This is a genomic window from Geomonas sp. Red32 (genome assembly GCF_023652955.1).
In the GTDB taxonomy this organism is placed as follows: domain Bacteria; phylum Desulfobacterota; class Desulfuromonadia; order Geobacterales; family Geobacteraceae; genus Geomonas.
Genome location: NZ_JAKLOY010000005.1, coordinates 282,510 through 299,549 on the forward strand (window position 1 = coordinate 282,510; position 17,040 = coordinate 299,549).

Sequence of the window (17,040 nt, forward strand, 5' to 3'; positions counted from 1 at the left end):
GGAGGCGGTGAGAGCGGGATGAGCGTGCGGTGAGGTAGGCTCAGCCAGCCGGGAACACGATTAAGTCAATGATTTCCCGCGGAACATAGCATAACGGCCAATGGCTTGTCATCCCGAATTCATCGAACCGAACGATACCGGCCATCAACCCTTTCGATAACTTGCTGATCTCACTTACAATATTAGAAAACGATAATTTCAATCAAAAGGCACGGTCGCGGCAAAGGCGGGAGAGCATCCGGAGGTAATCTTGCGGAAGGTCCATATCGGCGAGGATGCCGGGGTCGTCGACCTCCACCTCCCTCACCAGGCGACGGTGCCGCCCGATCACCTCCCTCAACGTTTCTCCCTCCCCCAGATCGGCCAGCACGGGGAGCGGAACCAGCAGGGGGTGCCCTTTCCTCCCCCCGCAAGTCGGCATCAGGATCCGCTCCGGGGCGGTCCGGTGCAGATGAACCAGGGTGGCCACCGTCTCCGGCCGGACCAGGGGGAGGTCGCAGAGGGCGACCAGGACCGCCTCGGCTCCGGCCGGGAGCCGGTCGCGCCCGGCCCGGATGGAGGAGGCCATGTCCCCCTCCGCCTCCCGGTTGACCACCACCCGGACCGGAAATCGGGCCGCCGCCAAGGCCACCCGTTCCCCATCGGCGCCGGGGGAGACCACCACCACGACACCGGCGGCCCCGGCGGCGAAGAGGGTGCCCAGGCAGCGCTCCAGGGCACTTTCGGCACCCAGCGGGAGGAGCTGCTTGCAGCTTCCCATCCGCCGCGAGCGCCCGGCGGCCAGCAGGATGGCGGTCACCGCGGGAGTCATCTTCCCCTCAGGGCGATCAGCTGGGCCACCACGCTCACCGCAATCTCCTCCGGCGTATGCGCGCCGATATCGATCCCTACCGGGGTCACCACCCGCTCCCGCTCCTCGGGGGCGATCCCCTCGTCGGCCAGGGTCTTGAAAAGGAGCTCGCGCTTGCGGCGGCTCCCCAAAAGACCGATGAAACCGGCCCCGGTCCCCAGGCAGAGCCGGACCGCTTCGAAATCCTGGGCATGGCTGGGGGTGGCGATGAGCAGGAAGCTTCCCTTGCCGACAGGGAGCGAGGCAAGGGCATCACCGGCCGCAGCGCAGATCACCCGCTCCGCTCCCGGAAGGAGCGCGGCCGAGGCGCACTCGGGACGCTCGTCCACCACCAGCACCCGGAAGCCGCAGCGGGAGGCCAGCTCGGTCACCGCCTTCCCCACATGCCCCGCGCCGAAGACGACGAGCTCCCCCCTCTTCCCCTGGGGCTCGACAAAGACCGTCATCCCCCCGCCGCAGGCATAGCCGTTTTCTTCGCTCAGGTCGAACTCGAGGAGCGTGGGGGTACCGGCGGCCAGGGAGGAGAGCGCCGCCGCCACCGACTCCTTCTCCACCCATCCTCCCCCCACCGAGCCGAGCAGGGTTCCGTCCCCGCGCACCAGCATCTTGGCGCCCGCCTTGCGCGGGGAAGAGCCCCGGTGGGAAACGACCGTGGCGACGGAAAAGGGCTCCCCCCTGCGGGTGAGCGCCACCACCTCCTCGTACAGCTCCAGATCGGTCATCGCCCCCTCCCCTTGCGGCAGTAGGCCCTCCCCGCCACCCAACCTTTCATAGCACAGCGGCACCGGAAAACAACCGGGGACCCTTCCGGCTTCCTCTCCGCGTCTCCCCGCTTTTTCCCCTCAAGGGTGGCGGACGGGAAGTCACCGGGGACGGGATCGCCTCCGGATAGTCACGCGAGCGCCTCGCGCAGCTTCTTGGCCAGCGATCCCATATTGAACGGTTTCTGGATGAACTGCTCGCCCACGGCCCCCTCGGGGGAAGCGAAATCGGCGGCGTAGCCGGACATGAAGAGGATCCGGACTCCGGGGCGGCAGGCTTGGACCGCCTCGGCAAGCGCCCGGCCGTTCATCCCCGGCATGATCACGTCGGTCATCAGCAGGTCGATGGTCCCCTCGTATCCGGCCGCCACCTGCAGGGCCTCCTCGGGCGAGGAGGCGGCCAGCACCCGGTACCCCAGCATATTCAGGAGCACGGTAGCCATCTGCAGGATCCCCGCCTCGTCCTCCACCACGAGGACCGTCTCGCTCCCCCCCGTGATGGCGGCCGACGGCGCACTCTCCTTGGCAACCGCCGGTTCCGGGTGGCGCGGGAGATAGATCCTGAAGACCGCCCCCTCTCCCGGCGCGCTCTCCACCTCCAGAAAGCCGCCGTTTTGCTTGACCGCCCCGAAGACGGTGGCCAGCCCGAGGCCGGTCCCCTTGCCGACCCCCTTGGTGGTGAAGAACGGCTCGAAGACCTGGGAAAGGGTCTCCGGATCCATCCCGTGCCCGTTGTCGGCCACCGACAGCCGCACGTACTCTCCGGGGCGGGAGTCGAGATGGTCCGCGCAGTAGGCCTCGTCGAGGGTGCAGTTGGCGGTCTCGATGGTGATGGTCCCTCCGCTCCCCAGGGCGTCCCGGGCGTTCACGCAGAGGTTGGCCACGATCTGGTCCAGCTGGGAGCAGTCGGCCTTGACCGCCCAGACCCCCTCTCCCGGGTGCCACATCAGGGTGACGTCCTCCCCGATCAGCCGCTTGAGCATCTTCAGCATCCCGTTGACGGTCTCGTTGAGATCGACCACCTTGGGGGCGATCGGCTGCCGGCGGGCGAAGGCCAAAAGCTGGCGGGTCAGCTCGGCCGAACGCTGGGCGGCCTGGACGATCTCCTGGAGGGCCCCGACGACCGGATGATCGGACTCCAGCTGCAAAAGGCTGAGCTCCGCGTAGCCGAGGATCACCCCGAGCATGTTGTTGAAGTCGTGGGCCACCCCACCGGCAAGCCTTCCCACCGATTCCATCTTGCGGGCCTGCTGCAGCTGGGTCTCCAGGGCGAGCCGCTCCTCCTCGGCCCTTTTCCGGTCGGTGATGTCGGTGGAGATCCCGCAGACCGCGTAGATCTCGCCGGAGATCTTCTTGAGCGGGAACTTGACCGAGATGTAGAGCCTGCGTCCCCCGCCCGACGGGAGCCACTCCTCGAAACTGGCAGGGACCCCGTCGTGCAGGACCCGCCGGTCGTTGTCGGCCAAGAGGGAGGCGACCTCGGGCGGGAACATATCGAAGTCGCTTCTCCCGATGGGATCGGCAGTCCCCGGAGGCATCAGCTCGCGGCAGAGCCGGTTGGCCAAAAGATAGCGGCCGGCGGAGTCTTTCATGTAGATGATGGCGGCGGCGTTGTCGGTGATGGCACGCAGGGTCTCCTCGCTGTCCAAGAGAGCCTGCTCCGCCTGCTTTCTCAACAGCGCCTCCCCCACGTGCTCGGCCACGTCCTCGAGGAGGGAGATCTCCTCCCGGATGAAGCACCCCTTCCGCTTGGCCCCCATCTGGAGGACGCCGACGATCTCCCCCTTGGCCCGGATGGGAACCAGCGCCATGGAGACGTACCCGTGCCGCCGGCATTCGTTGCGGGGGCAGTAGCGGCGGTCATCCGCGGGGGAGAGGTCGAGCTCGGAGAAGGAGTCGTTGGACCAGGCGCTTCCGCGCGGGGTGAAGACCCCCTGGCCCGGGCCGGTGGCTCCGGAAGCCACCACCCCGCAGGTGCATTCCAGCCTGAGCGAGCCGGAGAGATCGGCCACCGAAGAGCGCCCGGCGAGCGAGCGTTCGCGCTCCAGGAATTCGGCGCTGTAGCCGTCGGAGCGGATGATGGGGAAATCCTCCCCCTCCTTGAGGCGTACCGCCACCGCGTCCACCCCGGTCATCGATTTCACCAGCGAGACGGTCTCGGCCAGGATGTCCTCGAGGAGGGCGGGCGTATTGAGGGCGAGCATGATCCGGTGGCTCATGACCCGGTACGACTCCACGAGCTTCTTCGTGGTGACATTGCGCACGAAGGTGACGATCACCCCGCCCCCCTCGGTAAGGTAACGGGCCGAGACCTCGACGTCGAAGGGGGTGCCGTCCTTGCGGCGGTGGCGCCCCTCCAGCTCCGCCTGGCCGGCGGCGACCACCTGCCGGGAGAGCCGCTCGAGCTCCTCCGGGGAGCGCTCGGAGAGGTCGTGGACCCTCATGGTCAAAAGTTCGGTGCAGGAGAAGCCGCTCATCCGACAGTAGGCGTCGTTGACGGCCAGGATCCTTCCGGCGCGGTCGCAGCGGAGGATGCCGTCGCGGGCCGACTGGAGGACGGCGCTCAGCAGCTCCTCCTGCTCCCGCAACTGGGCGGTCCGCTCCTCGACCTTGCGCTCCACCGACTGGTTCGCCTCGACGAGGGAGAGCTGGGACTGGCGGAGCTCCCGGAACAACGTGTGGAAGGGGCGCCGGACCCCGCAGACGAAGATGGCGCGGTAGACGAGGTAATAGGCGGCCAGCTTCAGGTAGTGCCCGGCCATGTTGGCGAAGTCGGAGACTGCGACGTAGCGGGTGAAGGCGATCTCGGAAAGGATGGTGCAGATGGCGGAGGCCATGATGAACCGGAAGGTGGTCCGGCTGAGGCGGGAACGGATCCTCCAAAGGAGCGGGAGCGAGAACACGAGCAGCAGGGAGATCGCGTACTCGGAGACGATCTTGAAGCGGGTAAGCCCAGTCCCTTCCCGGTAGCAGTCGGGGAAGTCCCCGTGGAAGACCGCCCAGAGCAGGGCCAGGGCCAAAAGCGCGTAGCCCCCCATGAGAAGCGGCAACCGCGGCTTTTTCCCGATCAGCAGGGGGGCCGCCAGGAAGGAGGTGGTCTGGAGGGCGCGGGCGGCGACCCAGAGCTGGGTCGGGAGGTTCGCGTCGTAGCCGGGAAAGACGTTCATCCCCCGGTAGGCCAGGGTGTGGTGGAGATCGATGGCCCCGGCGGCGGCGAAGCCGGTGCAGATCACCATCAGGAAACCGTTTTCCAGCCGTTCGCGGGTGTTCCAGACCAGGATGGCGGTGGTGAGGGCGAGCGATATGCTGGCGAATTCGACCAGGGAGTGGAAGAGGAGATAGGAGTAGCGGGCGGAGAGGAAGAGCCCGGCGGCCACGGCAACGGCCGCCGCCAGGAAGCGGCCGGTACCGACCCGTCCCATGACCTCATCCTCGGCAGAAAGCGCGGGATGACCTCCCTCGGGAGGATCTATGTCAGATCCGCTTCGGCTCATGGCAACTCCGGCGGGAGGGGCAGGATCTATGGCCGCGATCGGCAAAGAGCGCGGGAATAATTACTGTATCGGCACGTCCAGAGTTTTTCTTTTAGCATAAATATCACTAAAGAAAACTAAGTTTTTCCCGCAGTGTCGAATTCATTCATCCCGTGACGGCAAGGATTTGAGAGTACCGGGAACAGGAGGCGGGAGACCAAATTCATTCCAGAGACTTGTGGAAACGGAGCACGCTCACCGAGAGCATGAAGATCCCGATGGCGGCCATCCCCGCCATCTGCGGCCAGAGCACGTCGATCCCCACCCCCTTCAGGTAGACGCTGCGGAGCACGGTCTGGAAGTAGCGCATCGGGTTCAGCAGGGTTAGGTACTGCAAGAAGGTGGGCATGCTGCTGATGGGGGAGCCGAAACCGGAGAAGATGATGGCGGGCATGATGAAGAAGAAGCTGGTCACCATCGCCTGCTGCTGGGTGGCGGAGACCGTGGAGATGAAGAGGCCGATCCCGAGCGCCCCCAGGAGAAAGAGGACGGTGCCGAGGGCAAGCACCCAGACGCTCCCCCGAAGCGGCACCTTGAACCAGAAGGTCCCCACCGCCGAGATCAGGGTGGCGTCCAGGCCGCCAATCAGGAAGAAGGGGATGGTCTTGCCGAGGATGAACTCGCTCCGGCGGATGGGGGTCACCATGATCTGCTCCAGGGTCCCGATCTCCCGCTCCCGGACCACCGAGACGGCGGTGAGGGTCATCACGATGACCAGCATGAGGTTGCCGATCACCCCCGGGACGAAGAACCACTGGCTCGACATATCGGTGTTGTACCAGGGGCGCTTGTCGAGGACGATGGTGGGGAGGCCGCCGGCGGCAAGGGGTGCCGTCCGGGAGAGCGAGGCGAGCTGGTACTCGCGGGCGTAGGAGCCCGCCACCTCGTTCAGATAGCCAAGCCCCACGAGCGCCGTGTTGGAGTTGCTGGCGTCCACGATCACCTGGGCATGGGCGGTCTCCCCCTTCCCCAGCAGGCGCGCGAAGCCGGCGTCGATCTCGACCGCCATGGTCACCTCCCCGCGGTCGATGAGGTCGGCGACCTGGCGGCGGTCGGTGAGCCGGTAACGGACGTCGAAGTAGCGGCTCCCCTCGAAGCGGGAGACGAGCTCGCGGGAGGCCTGGCTCTGGTCGTAGTCGAGCACCGCCATCGGGACGTGCTTGATCTCCAGGGTGGCGGCATAGCCGAAGACCACCATCTGGATCACCGGGGGGCCCAGGAGCAGGAAGCGGGTCCGCTTGTCCCGCAGGACCTGGATGAATTCCTTGACCAGCATGTGGCGCAGGCGGCTCAGCATGGCGCGCATCTAATCGATCCTCTTCTTGAAGGCCCGGGTGGCCAGGATGGTCAACACCACGGCGAACAGGGCGAGCCCGGCCACGTCCTGCCACATGAGCGAAAGCGGCGTCCCCTTGAGAAAGACGTTACGCAGGATGAACATGAAGTAGCGGGCCGGGACGAGATGGGTGACCACCTGCACGGCGGCCGGCATCTGGTCGATGGGATAGATGAATCCGGAGAGGAGAAAGGCCGGGAGGAAGGTGGCCACCAGGGCGAGCTGGCTCGCGGCCATCTGGTTCTTGCCGACCACGGAGAGGAAGTACCCCATGGAGAGGACCACCAGGATGAAGAGGACGGTGGACAACAGGAAGATCCAGAGCTGGCTCCGGAAGGGAACCCCGAACCACCAGACCCCGAGGGCCGCGCAGAGGCAGGTGTCGAAAAGGCCGATGACGAGGTAGGGGGCGAGCTTGCCGAGCATGATCTCCATCCTGGTCACCGGGGTGGAGACGAGCTGCTCCATGGTCCCCCGCTCCCACTCGCGGGCAATGGTGAGCGAGGTGAGGAAGGTCCCCACCACCGCCATCACCATGGCCACCACGCCGGGGACGATGGTCGCCATGCTCTCCAGGTTCTCGTTGTACCAGGTGCGGGCGTCGAGGCTCAAGGGGGGGGCCACCCGGATCTGTCCCCGCCGCTGGAGCCAGGCGACCTGGAGCCCCTGGGCGTAGGAAGAGACCACCGCCTCGCCGTAGCTCATCCCGAGGTTGGCCGAGTTGCTGTCGGTGCCGTTCACGATGGCCTGGATGCCGACCGGCTGGCCCGCCGCGAGCTTCAAGGAGAAGTCGAAGGGGACCACCACCGCCATCTGGCAGTCGCCGCGGTCGATAGCCTCCACCACCTCCCGGTAGCTATCCACCGTCTTCACCACGTTGAAGTACTCCGAGGCCTGGAAATGCTTGAGGAAATCCTGGCTCTGCTGGCTTTTCTCCTGGTCGAGGAGGTAGAGCGGGATGTGCTTGGTATCGAAGCTTACCCCGTAGCCGAAGGCGAGCATCATGATGACCGGCATGGCGATCACGATGGCGATCGAGCGGGCATCGCGCTTGATCTGGATGATCTCCTTGATCGCCATGGCCAGGAAGCGGTCGAAGTTCATGGCGTCCTCCCGGGGCGGGGGGTGGTGAGCGAGACGAAGACATCCTCGAGGCTCGGGCGGATCCGTTCCACCTTGCCGGCGGCGATACCCTCGCGGGCGAGAAGCGTCTTCACCCCGGGCGCCGCCTGCTCCGCGTTTTCCACCACCAGGTGGAGGGCGTTACCGAAGATGGCCGCGTCCTGGATGAAGGGGGCGGCGCCCAGGAGTTCCAGGGCCTGGCCGACCTTTTCGCACTCGACCAGCAAAAGCTCACCCGACATGGAGCCTTCCTTCAGTTCCAGCGGGCTTCCCGAGGCGACGATCTTCCCCCGGTAGATGAGCACCAGCCGGTTGCAGTATTCCGCCTCGTCCATGTAGTGGGTGGTCACGAAGACCGTCACCCCGTCCGCGGCCATCTGGTGGATGAGCTCCCAGAACTGGCGCCGGGACATGGGGTCAACCCCGGAAGTCGGCTCGTCGAGGAAGACCACCGGTGGGCGGTGGAGGACGGCGCAGCCGAGGGCGAGGCGTTGTTTCCATCCGGTGGCGAGCGTACCGGCCATGGACTTTTCCCGGCCGTTGAGGCCCGCCATCTCCACGGCCCAGGAGATGCGGGAGGGAAGTTGTGAGCGGGGGACCGAGTACATGCCGGCGAAGAAGTGGAGGTTTTCGAGTACCGTGAGGTCGTTGTAGAGGGAGAATTTTTGGGACATATAGCCGATGTTCTGGCGGACGATTTCCGGGTGGGTGGCGACGTCGATGCCCGAGACCGTAGCGGAGCCCGAGGTAGGGGAGAGGAGGCCGCAGAGCATGCGGATGGTAGTGGACTTACCGGCGCCGTTGGGGCCGAGGAAGCCGAAGATTTCCCCCTTGTTGGCGGTGAGGGAGATATCGTCCACCGCCGCGAAGTCGCCGAATCTCTTGACCAGGCCGGTCACGACCACCGCCGCTCCCTCCGGTCCCTTCCTTAGGTCCCTTAAGTCCCTGGTGTCCCTTGGGTCCTTCCTTAAGTCCCTTGAGTCCCTAATCACCCCTTCCCCCTCCTGACCGCCTCCACGAAGAGGTCCTCCACCGTAGGGGCGACCGCCTCGATAGAGGCCGTCACCCCGGCCGCCGCCAGCTCGTTTTTGAGTTGAGCGACCCGGGCCGGGTCGTCGACCACCACATGGAGGCCGTCCCCGACCACCATCACGCTCCCGACCCCGGGGCGCCCCTCCAGGAGGGAAGCCACCGGGCGTGGATCGCCGGTGACTATGGAGAGCACCTGCCCCGCGAAGTTCGCCTTCAAGGCCGCCGGGGTATCGCAGAAGAGGAGCCTCCCCTCGTGCAGGAGGGCGATGCGGTGGCAGCGCTCCGCCTCGTCGAGGTAGCTCGTGGTGGTGAGGATGCTCACCCCCTCCCCCAAAAGAGAGTAGAGGATGGCCCAGAACTCCCGCCGGGAGACCGGGTCCACCCCGTTGGTCGGCTCGTCGAGGAGGATCACCTCCGGGGTGTGGATGAGCGCGCAGACGAGCCCGAGCTTCTGCTTCATCCCTCCCGAGAGCTTCCCGGCGAGCCTCCCCCGGAACTCGCTCATCCCCGCCCCGGCCAATAGCCTCGCCGCCCGCTCCTCGCACGCCTTCCCCTTCACCTGGAAGAGCCGTGCATAGAAGCGGATGTTCTCGTCCACGGTCAGCTCCTCGTAGAGCCCGAAGCGCTGCGGCATGTAGCTCACCCGCTGCTTGGCCCCCTCGGGGTCCTTGACCAGGTCGCACCCCGCCACCCGGACCTCGCCCGCCTCCGGCGTCAGCACCCCGGCCAGCATCCGCATGGTGGTGGTCTTCCCGGCCCCGTCGGGACCGACCAGCCCGAAGATCTCCCCCCGCTCGACCGAAAAGGTCAGCCCGTCCACGGCGCGCACGCCGGGAAAGGACTTGGTGAGGCCCCGGACCGCTATCGGGCTCTCCCCTTCCTTCACCGCGCCTCCCCGGTGTCGATCACCGCATCGGCCGGCATCCCCGGCTTCAGCTCGTGGGCCGGGTTGTCGAGGTCGATCTTGATCCTATAGACCAGGGTCACCCGCTCCTTGTGGGTCTCCACGCTCTTCGGGGTAAACTCCGCCTGCGAGGAGATGAAGGAGACCCGTCCCCGGTAGCTCTTACCGGGATAGGTGTCGCTCTTCACGGTGGCCGCCGCCCCGAGCTTCACCCGTCCGAGGTCGGTCTCCGCCACGTACCCCCTGAGCCAGAGGTGGTCGAGGTCGGCGATGGTCACCACCGGGGCTCCCGCCCCCAGCACCTCGCCGAGCTCGGCCTGGCGGACCAGCACCACCCCGGAGAGCGGTGCGGTCAGCGTAGTGTAGCCGAGCTTGATGCGGGAAAGCTCCAGCGCCTGGCGCGCCTGCTCCACCCCGGCGCGGCTGACCGCCACCTGCTCCTTCCTCGCCCCTTCCAGGACCTGGCTCAGGTTCTGCCGGGCCCGCTCGTAGGCCGCCTGCGCCCGCTCGTAGCCGGTCCGGTAACCGTCCCGGATCTGGGCCGATACCTCGTCCTTCTCGTAGAGCGCCTGGTAGCGCTGGAAGTCGGCCCGGTTCAGGTCGAGGGTCGCCTTGGCATCCACCACCGCCTGCTCGGCCGATCGTTTCTCCTGCACCCGGCTCCCCGAGAGGGTGAGCCCCAGGTCGGCCTGCCGCGTTTTCACCCCGGACTCCTCGATGCCCACCTGCTGGCGGTAGTCGGCCTGGTCCAGCCGGGCGATCAGGTCCCCGGCCTTCACCCATTGCCCCTCCTCCACGGCGAGCTCGGCAAGCCGCCCCTGCACCTTGAAGCCGACCACGCTCTCATGGGCCTCGATGTTGCCGGAAACCGGGAGCCCCGCGGCCTTCTCCTTCCCCTTGCGGGTGGCAACCAGGTAGGCGATGGCGAAGATCAGGAGGAGCACCAGGACGACGGGGACGATTCTCTTTCTCATTGACGAGGTACCTCCTCACCGATGCCGAGGAACTGGCGGTAGACCTTTTCGGTCTCCCCCAGCGCCGCGGCGAGGGCGATCTTCGATTCGACGTGGCGGACCAGGGCGTCGAGGTTGTTGTCGAGGGCGCGGGCCAGGGCATCCTGGGCGTTGACCACTTCCACGTTGTTGGCGACCCCGTTCTTGAAGCGGTCGCTCGCGTAGGCGAGCTCCTTTTGGGCGAGCGCCAGGCCGTCGGCAGCCACCGCCACCTCCTGGTCGGCCGCCTCCAGGTTCAAGAGCGCCTCGCGGATATCCTGCTCCACCCCGAGCTTCTGGTCGGCGATCTGGTCCTCGATCCGCCTCATCCGGCTCTCCAGCTCCACCCGCTCTCCGGTCCGGTCGGCGTCGAAGATGGTCATCAGGAGGTTTAACTGGATGATCCCGGAGGGCTCGATGTCGCCTATGTTCTGGCCGCTCCCCCCGTAGTTGCCGCTCACCACGAGCTTCGGATAGTAGCGGGCCCGCGACGCCTTCGCCTGCTCCTCCAGCGACTGCCGCTGGGTGAGAAGCGAACGGTAGTCGGGGCGCTCGGTGAGGGCGAGCCCGACCGCCTCCTCGATCTGTGGGCGGGGGAGAGGGCGGTAGCGGAGCGTCTCGGTGAGCGAGAGCTCGGTGGAGAGATCGATGCCGATGCTTCTGGCCAGCACGAGCAGCGACTGCTTGAGGCCGTTTTGGGCGACCACCAGGTTCTGGCGGTCGTTGGCAAGCTGCACCTGGGCGCGCAGGACGTCGAGTCCGTCCGCCACCCCGGCGGCGCGCTGGTCGAGCGCCAGCCGCTCCAGGGTCTGCGAGCTTCTCACCCGCGAGCGGGCGGTCTCCACCCGGGCGGCGGCGTACTGGGCCGCGAGGTAGTTCCCCGCCACCAGCCGGATGGCGCGGCTGCGGGCGTCCCGGTAGTCGTCGCCGCGGGCCGCCACCTCCTTCTCCCCGGCCCGGATGCCGTAGTAGCTCTGGAGATCGAAGAGGGTCTGATCGCCGTAGAGGCGGAAGTCGTAGGTAGTGAAGGGACCGACCACCGCCGGGACGCCGGGGAAGCTGATCCCCATGGCGCGGAGGTTTCTGGTCTGGTAGGCGAAGGGGGTCTCGATATGCAGGTGGGGGAGGTAAAGGGCGTTACGCCGCTGCTTGCTCCCGGCCGCCTCCTCCACCCGCGTCGCGGCCTGCAAGACGGCGGCATTGCCGGAGAGTCCCCGCTGGATGGCGTCCTCGAGCGACAGCGGCAGGGTCCGTCCCCCCTGGGCGATGGCCGGGGAAGACGGTAGCAGCAGGAGGGCCGCCAGCGCAAAAAGGAGAGGTCTCATGACGCCCCCCCGCCGGACGGCCGGGAAGCGATCCCTCCCACGAAGGCCTGCACCGCCCGGGTCAGTTTCTCCTCCAGGGGGCGCGCCGGAGCGAGCGACCAGACCAGGGTGGTCCCGAGCACCATCCCCTGGAAGGAGGAGGCCACCTCGGTGGGGACCAGTTCCCCGCGGATCTTGCCCTTTTGCTGCCGGTCGGCCAAAAGCCGCGCCAGCACCTGGCGGGCGGTCTCCAGCCCTACCACCATGCGCCCCTGTACCCCTTGGTTGGAGAGGATGGCGGTGAAGAGGCACTGGAAGATGGCAGGCGAGGCCTGGAACTCCTCGGTGATGGTCAGGGCGAAGAGGAGGAGCAGGCGCTCCAGGGGAACATCGGAGGCGAGGTGGGTGGCGACGAACTCCTTCACCCGCCCCATCTGCATCTCGCGGTACTCCACCAGAATGCTCTCCTTGTTCTCGAAGTAATTGAAGAAGGTCCCCTTGCCGACGTCCGCCGCCTCGGTGATCTGCCCGATGGTGGTGGCGGCGAACCCCTTCTCGGCGAAGATCTCCAGCGCACTGCGGAAGATCCTCTCCCGGGTCTCCCGACTGCGCCGCTCCCTCCTGCCGTCCGGGAGCGTTTCCTCCCTCCTTGCCTTGTCAGCCACGCCGTCCTCCTTTAAAAATGACCCACGGTCAGTTTTGACTTTAGGTCACGGACTACCCTTTGTCAAGCGGCGCCGGGAAAAATTCTTTGCTAATAAAAAACGGTGGGGCTGCTGCACAAACGGCAGGCCTCCTGCACAAACGGTGGGCCTCCTGTACAAACGGCGAGTCTCCCGTACAAACGGCGAGTCTCCTGTACAAACGGCGAGTCTCCTGTACAAACGGCGAGTCTCCCGTACAAACGGCGAGTCTCCCGTACAAACGGCGAGTCTCCCGTACAAACGGCGAGTCTCCCGTACAAACGGCGAGTCTCCCGTACAAACGGCGAGTCTCCCGTACAAACGGCGCGTCTCCCGTACAAACGGCGCGTCTCCCGTACAAACGGCGCGTCTCCTGTACAAACGGTGGGCCTCCTGTACAAACGGTGCGTCTCCTGTGCAAACGGCGCGTCTCCTGTACAAACGGCGCGTCTCCTGCACAAATGGCGAGGACGGCGGGGCCTTTCTTTGTTACCTATCGGAACCTCTGGCGACTAATCGCAGTGGTCGATATCCGCATCCCGTTCTTGAGCTTCACGATGCCGTTCTTCACACGGTTGAGGGTGCATCTCGAAGGCGCGATCCGGGTGGGGACGGTTGCGGAGAAGGGGGAGAAAAAGGGGGGGCCTTACGGCTCGGCGGGGGAGGCGGCGGTCACGCTCTTCACCACCTTGGCGAGCGCCGACATGTTGTACGGTTTCTGGATGAAGCCGGAGAACTCGTGGATGTGGAAGCGTTCGGTGACGTCCTGCTCGGAGTAACCGCTGGAGAGGATGACCTTCAGCTCCGGGTTCAGGCGGCGGAGCTCCTGCAGGCAGCGCTCGCCGCTCATGCGCGGCATGGTCAGGTCGAGGATCACCAGGTCGATTTCCGGGTGCTCGCCGAACCGCGCGACCGCCTCGGTGCCGTCCACCGCGGTGATGGTGAAGAAGCCGAGGGCGCCCAGCATCTGGACCGCCACGTTGCGGACCGCCTCCTCGTCATCCACCAGGAGCACTGTGCCGCCGGAGCGGAACTGCTCGGGCCCCTCCTGGATCACCGGGACCGCCACCCGCTCGCCCGGCGGGAGCAGTACCTTGATCACCGTCCCCATCCCCGGTTCGCTCCAGACCTTGATCGCCCCCTTGTGGCCGCGCACGATCCCCTGGACCGCGGCCAGCCCGAGCCCCCTGCCGAGGAACTTGGTGCTGAAGAAGGGATCGTAGATGCGGGCCTGGGTGTCGGGCGTCATCCCGCAGCCGTTGTCGGCCACCTCCAGGAAGAGGTAGTGCCCGCCGGCGAGGCCTTCTCCCAGCGAGGCCCCCTGGAGGTACTGGAGATCGCAATCCACCATGCCGGTCGAAATGGTGACCATCCCCCGCTGTTCACCGAGCGCCTCGCAGGCGTTGACCACCAGGTTGGAGAGGATCTGGCTCAGCTGGCTCGCGTCGCCGTGGACCGGAGGGAGCGAGTGGTCGAGGTTCAACTTCACCTGGGCGCTCTCCGTGAGGGAATCGTGCAGCATGGGGACCATCTTTTCCACCAGGAGGGAGAGGTCGATGCTCTCCAGCACGAACTTCCCTTTCCCGGAGTAGGCCAGCATCTGCCGGGTCAGGTTGGCAGCCCGGCTCCCCGCCTCGGTGATCCTCATGAGATTGGAGGAGACCAGCTTCGGGTCGCCCAGGGACATGAGGGCCAGGTCGGCGCTCCCGAGGACCGCCATCAGGATGTTGTTGAAGTCGTGGGCGATCCCCCCCGCCATCAGCCCCAGGCTTTCCAGCTTCTGGGCCCGCATCAGGCTCGCCTCCTGTACCAGGCGGGCCTCCTCGGCAAGTTTGCGGCCGGTGATGTCGTGGCAGATGCTCATGACGGCGGGGCGGCCGTTCCAGGTGATCCGGCGGGCAGTGACCTGGGCGGTCAGCACGCTTCCCCCCTTCGCGAGCAGTTCGGCCTCGAAGTCGAGCGATCCCCGCTCCAGGACCGCCTCCACCCGGTCGAGCATCAGGGGGCCCCGCTCGTCAGGAAGGAGCTGGGTGACCTTCATGAGGGCGAGGTCCTCCTGCCGGTAACCGAGCCAGCTGGCGGCCTGCGGGTTAGCGGCCAAGACGGTCGTGTCGCGGTCGTAGATCAGGATGGCGTCCCCGGCGCAGTCGAAGAGGGCGCGGTACTTCTCCTCGCTCTCCTGTAGGAGGCGGTCGGCAAGCTTACGGGAGGTGATGTCGGTGAAGATGGCGGTGAACTCGCCGGGGAGCGGACTGTAGGCGTACACGGAGAGGAACTGGCTGGTCGGCTCGAAGAAGGCCTCGAAGGCGGTCTCCCCGCCGGTGATGGCCACCTCCCCCAAGACACCCAGGTAATCGAAGGCGAACCCTTCGATGCCGGGGAAGGTATGGGTCGCGCGGCGCCCCTCGACCTGGCTCCGGTGTATCCCGAGGATCCTCTCGAAGGCGCCGTTAACCTCCATGATGACGAGGTCGGCCGGCCGCCCCTCCTCATTGGTAATCACCCGGCAGTGGGCCATGGCGCTGTTTTCGTTCTGGAAGAGGGTCTTGTAACGGCGCTCGCTCACCCGCAGCTCTTCGGTCCGGGTGAAAAGGAGCTCCGAGGCCTGGGAGAGGGCGGCGGCAACCTCGCCGGTCTCCTTGATGCCGGTGTCGTCAGGCACCGAGACCGGTTCCCCGCGCCCCATGGCCAGCGCCGGGGCTACCAGCGCGCGGATACCCTGGGAGATCCGCCGTGCGTACCCCGCCGCCAGCACCACGCCGGCGACGGAGAGGAGGGTGGCGAGCGCCACCAGCCCGAGGGTCCGGAGGTAGACCTCCCCCATCAGGGTCGACTTGGAAACCCCGACGGTGACCGTCCACCCGGAGGAGGCGGAGCGGCAGTAGGCCACCAGCACCCGCTTCTGCTCCAGGTTGGTCGCCTCCAGGCACCCTTCCGGTGCGCCCAGGAGGGCCTTCCTCAAGACCGGGTTGGCCTGCTTTCCGAGATAGAGGTTGAGGTTGCGGCTGCGGGCGGCCACCCGGCCGGTCCCGTCCAGGATACTGGCGTATTCGGCGGGGGCGAGGTTGCGGCTTTTCAGCAACGAGGAGAGGGAGTCGGCCGGCAGGGTCATCGCCAGGTCGTAGGCGACCTTCCCGGCGACCATCACCGGGATGTCGACACTGACTATGGGACGCCCGGTGACCGCCCCGTAGAACATGTCGCTCACCGCAGGTGTCCCGCTCCCGAAGACGTGGAGCACGGCGTGACGGGGATTGCGGACCGGGAGCGGCGAGCCGAAAGGCTCATAGGAATTGACCAGTTGCTGGCCGTTGCGGTCGGCCAGGATGATATCGGCTCCGGGGTAATTCTTGAGCAGTTGCCGGGCCTCCCGGTGAATGCTTTCCAGATCGCCGGTGGCAAAGGTGGGTGAGGCGGCGAAGGCCTGCAGAGCGGCCTGCACGTTGGTGAGGTTCTGGTCGACCGCCAGGGTGAGGGAGCGGGCCGAGTTGAGGAGGGCGGTCCTGGTGACCTCGCGTTTTTCTACGTAGCCGACGTACAAAAGCGCGGCGGCCACCAGCCAGATCGGGAGGACCGAGATGGCAACCAGGGAGATCAGCTGGGATTTAATTGTCGGTGGAGACCTGAAGGACATCACCGCTCCAAGCAAGAGGTCGTCACGGCGCAGAGTGCCGGCCGGGATCCTCTACAAGGGGACCGGAGCGGGGCCGGGAATCCTCCGAGTACGCGCGCGAGGGTGCCGCAATACTAGTACAATTATTCCGTACATACTATTGGGAGAAACCCGTAAATTTTCTAATGTTTCCGTTACCTTTCCTCCCCCTCGCCGCCGTTTCCTCATGTGAGCCACCGGCCGCGCCCTCACACAGCCGCCAGCCCCGCCGCTTTACCGGGCCACCCGTCCGGCCACCATGGCCCAGCGGGCGAGCCCCACCGCGTTGCCGGCCCCGAGCTTGCGCATCAGGTTGGCGCGGTGAACCTCCACCGTCTTGTGGGAGATGCCGAGCCTCTCGGAGATGGCCCGCGAGGAGCATCCCTCCCCCACCAGAGCGAGCACCTCCCGCTCCCGGGGAGTGACCCGCTCCAGGAGCCGGGCATTCTCCTTCTCCGGCAACGGCACGCTGACGCCGGTGATCCCCTTCAGATGACGGCGGAGCCTCCCGGTAACCGCGGCCACCAGCTCGTCGGCGGAAAACGGCTTGGGGAGGTAGTCGTCGGCGCCGGCCGCCATCCCCGACCGGATCTCCCCCCGCTCGCCCATGGCGGTCACGAAGATGAAGGGGAGCTCGGCGAGTTGCGGGTCGTTCCTCACCGTTTCCAGCACGCGGTGGCCATCCATGCCCGGCATCATGATGTCGCACAGCACCAGGTGGGGACGGTGCTGACGCACCAGTTCGAGCCCCTGCTCCCCGTCCACGGCGCTCAGCACCCGGAATCCTTCCAGCCCCAGGATCAGTTCGACCATGTCCCGGTAGGACGGGTCGTCTTCGATCAACACGATGGTATATCCGTTTTCTTCCATT

Annotated in this window: 12 protein-coding genes; all 12 read right to left on the reverse strand. The window is 66.5% G+C overall.

What is annotated here, in order from left to right:
- Positions 1-202: 202 nt before the first annotated feature.
- Positions 203-811 carry a nucleotidyltransferase family protein gene (locus L4X63_RS15105; RefSeq protein ID WP_250679476.1) on the reverse strand — a complete coding sequence of 203 codons (609 nt, stop codon included), beginning with the start codon at positions 809-811 and terminating at the stop codon, positions 203-205.
- Positions 808-1,572: an XdhC family protein gene (locus L4X63_RS15110; RefSeq protein WP_250679477.1), complete on the reverse strand. Its 765-nt coding sequence runs from the start codon at positions 1,570-1,572 to the stop codon at positions 808-810. The genes L4X63_RS15105 and L4X63_RS15110 overlap by 4 nt, the downstream gene beginning before the upstream one ends.
- A gap of 170 nt (positions 1,573-1,742) precedes the next feature.
- The gene (locus L4X63_RS15115) at positions 1,743-5,033 is read right to left on the reverse strand and encodes an MASE3 domain-containing protein (RefSeq protein WP_250679478.1); all 3,291 of its coding nucleotides are present in this window, start codon (positions 5,031-5,033) and stop codon (positions 1,743-1,745) included.
- A 274-nt stretch (positions 5,034-5,307) separates the two neighbouring features.
- Positions 5,308-6,450, reverse strand: a complete 1,143-nt coding sequence (locus L4X63_RS15120) for an ABC transporter permease (protein ID WP_250679479.1) — start codon at positions 6,448-6,450, stop codon at positions 5,308-5,310.
- The gene (locus L4X63_RS15125; RefSeq protein WP_250679480.1) at positions 6,451-7,584 is read right to left on the reverse strand and encodes an ABC transporter permease; all 1,134 of its coding nucleotides are present in this window, start codon (positions 7,582-7,584) and stop codon (positions 6,451-6,453) included. It lies immediately after the preceding gene.
- The gene (locus L4X63_RS15130) at positions 7,581-8,507 is read right to left on the reverse strand and encodes an ABC transporter ATP-binding protein (RefSeq protein WP_250679481.1); all 927 of its coding nucleotides are present in this window, start codon (positions 8,505-8,507) and stop codon (positions 7,581-7,583) included. Before L4X63_RS15130 ends, L4X63_RS15125 begins: the two co-directional genes overlap by 4 nt.
- 83 nt (positions 8,508-8,590) lie before the next feature.
- On the reverse strand, positions 8,591-9,520 hold the full coding sequence (locus L4X63_RS15135; RefSeq protein WP_250679482.1) for an ABC transporter ATP-binding protein: 930 nt from the start codon (positions 9,518-9,520) through the stop codon (positions 8,591-8,593).
- Positions 9,517-10,512: an HlyD family secretion protein gene (locus L4X63_RS15140; RefSeq protein ID WP_250679483.1), complete on the reverse strand. Its 996-nt coding sequence runs from the start codon at positions 10,510-10,512 to the stop codon at positions 9,517-9,519. The genes L4X63_RS15135 and L4X63_RS15140 overlap by 4 nt, the downstream gene beginning before the upstream one ends.
- Positions 10,509-11,855 (reverse strand): TolC family protein, encoded by a 1,347-nt coding sequence (locus L4X63_RS15145; protein WP_250679484.1) that lies wholly within the window; start codon positions 11,853-11,855, stop codon positions 10,509-10,511. Before L4X63_RS15145 ends, L4X63_RS15140 begins: the two co-directional genes overlap by 4 nt.
- On the reverse strand, positions 11,852-12,499 hold the full coding sequence (locus L4X63_RS23930) for a TetR/AcrR family transcriptional regulator (RefSeq protein ID WP_250679485.1): 648 nt from the start codon (positions 12,497-12,499) through the stop codon (positions 11,852-11,854). The genes L4X63_RS15145 and L4X63_RS23930 overlap by 4 nt, the downstream gene beginning before the upstream one ends.
- A 664-nt stretch (positions 12,500-13,163) precedes the next feature.
- On the reverse strand, positions 13,164-16,151 hold the full coding sequence (locus L4X63_RS15155; RefSeq protein ID WP_250679486.1) for a hybrid sensor histidine kinase/response regulator: 2,988 nt from the start codon (positions 16,149-16,151) through the stop codon (positions 13,164-13,166).
- Positions 16,152-16,403: 252 nt separating this feature from the next.
- A complete protein-coding gene (locus L4X63_RS15160) occupies positions 16,404-17,039 on the reverse strand; it encodes a response regulator transcription factor (RefSeq protein ID WP_250679487.1) in 636 nt (211 codons plus the stop codon).
- Position 17,040: the final 1 nt, after the last annotated feature.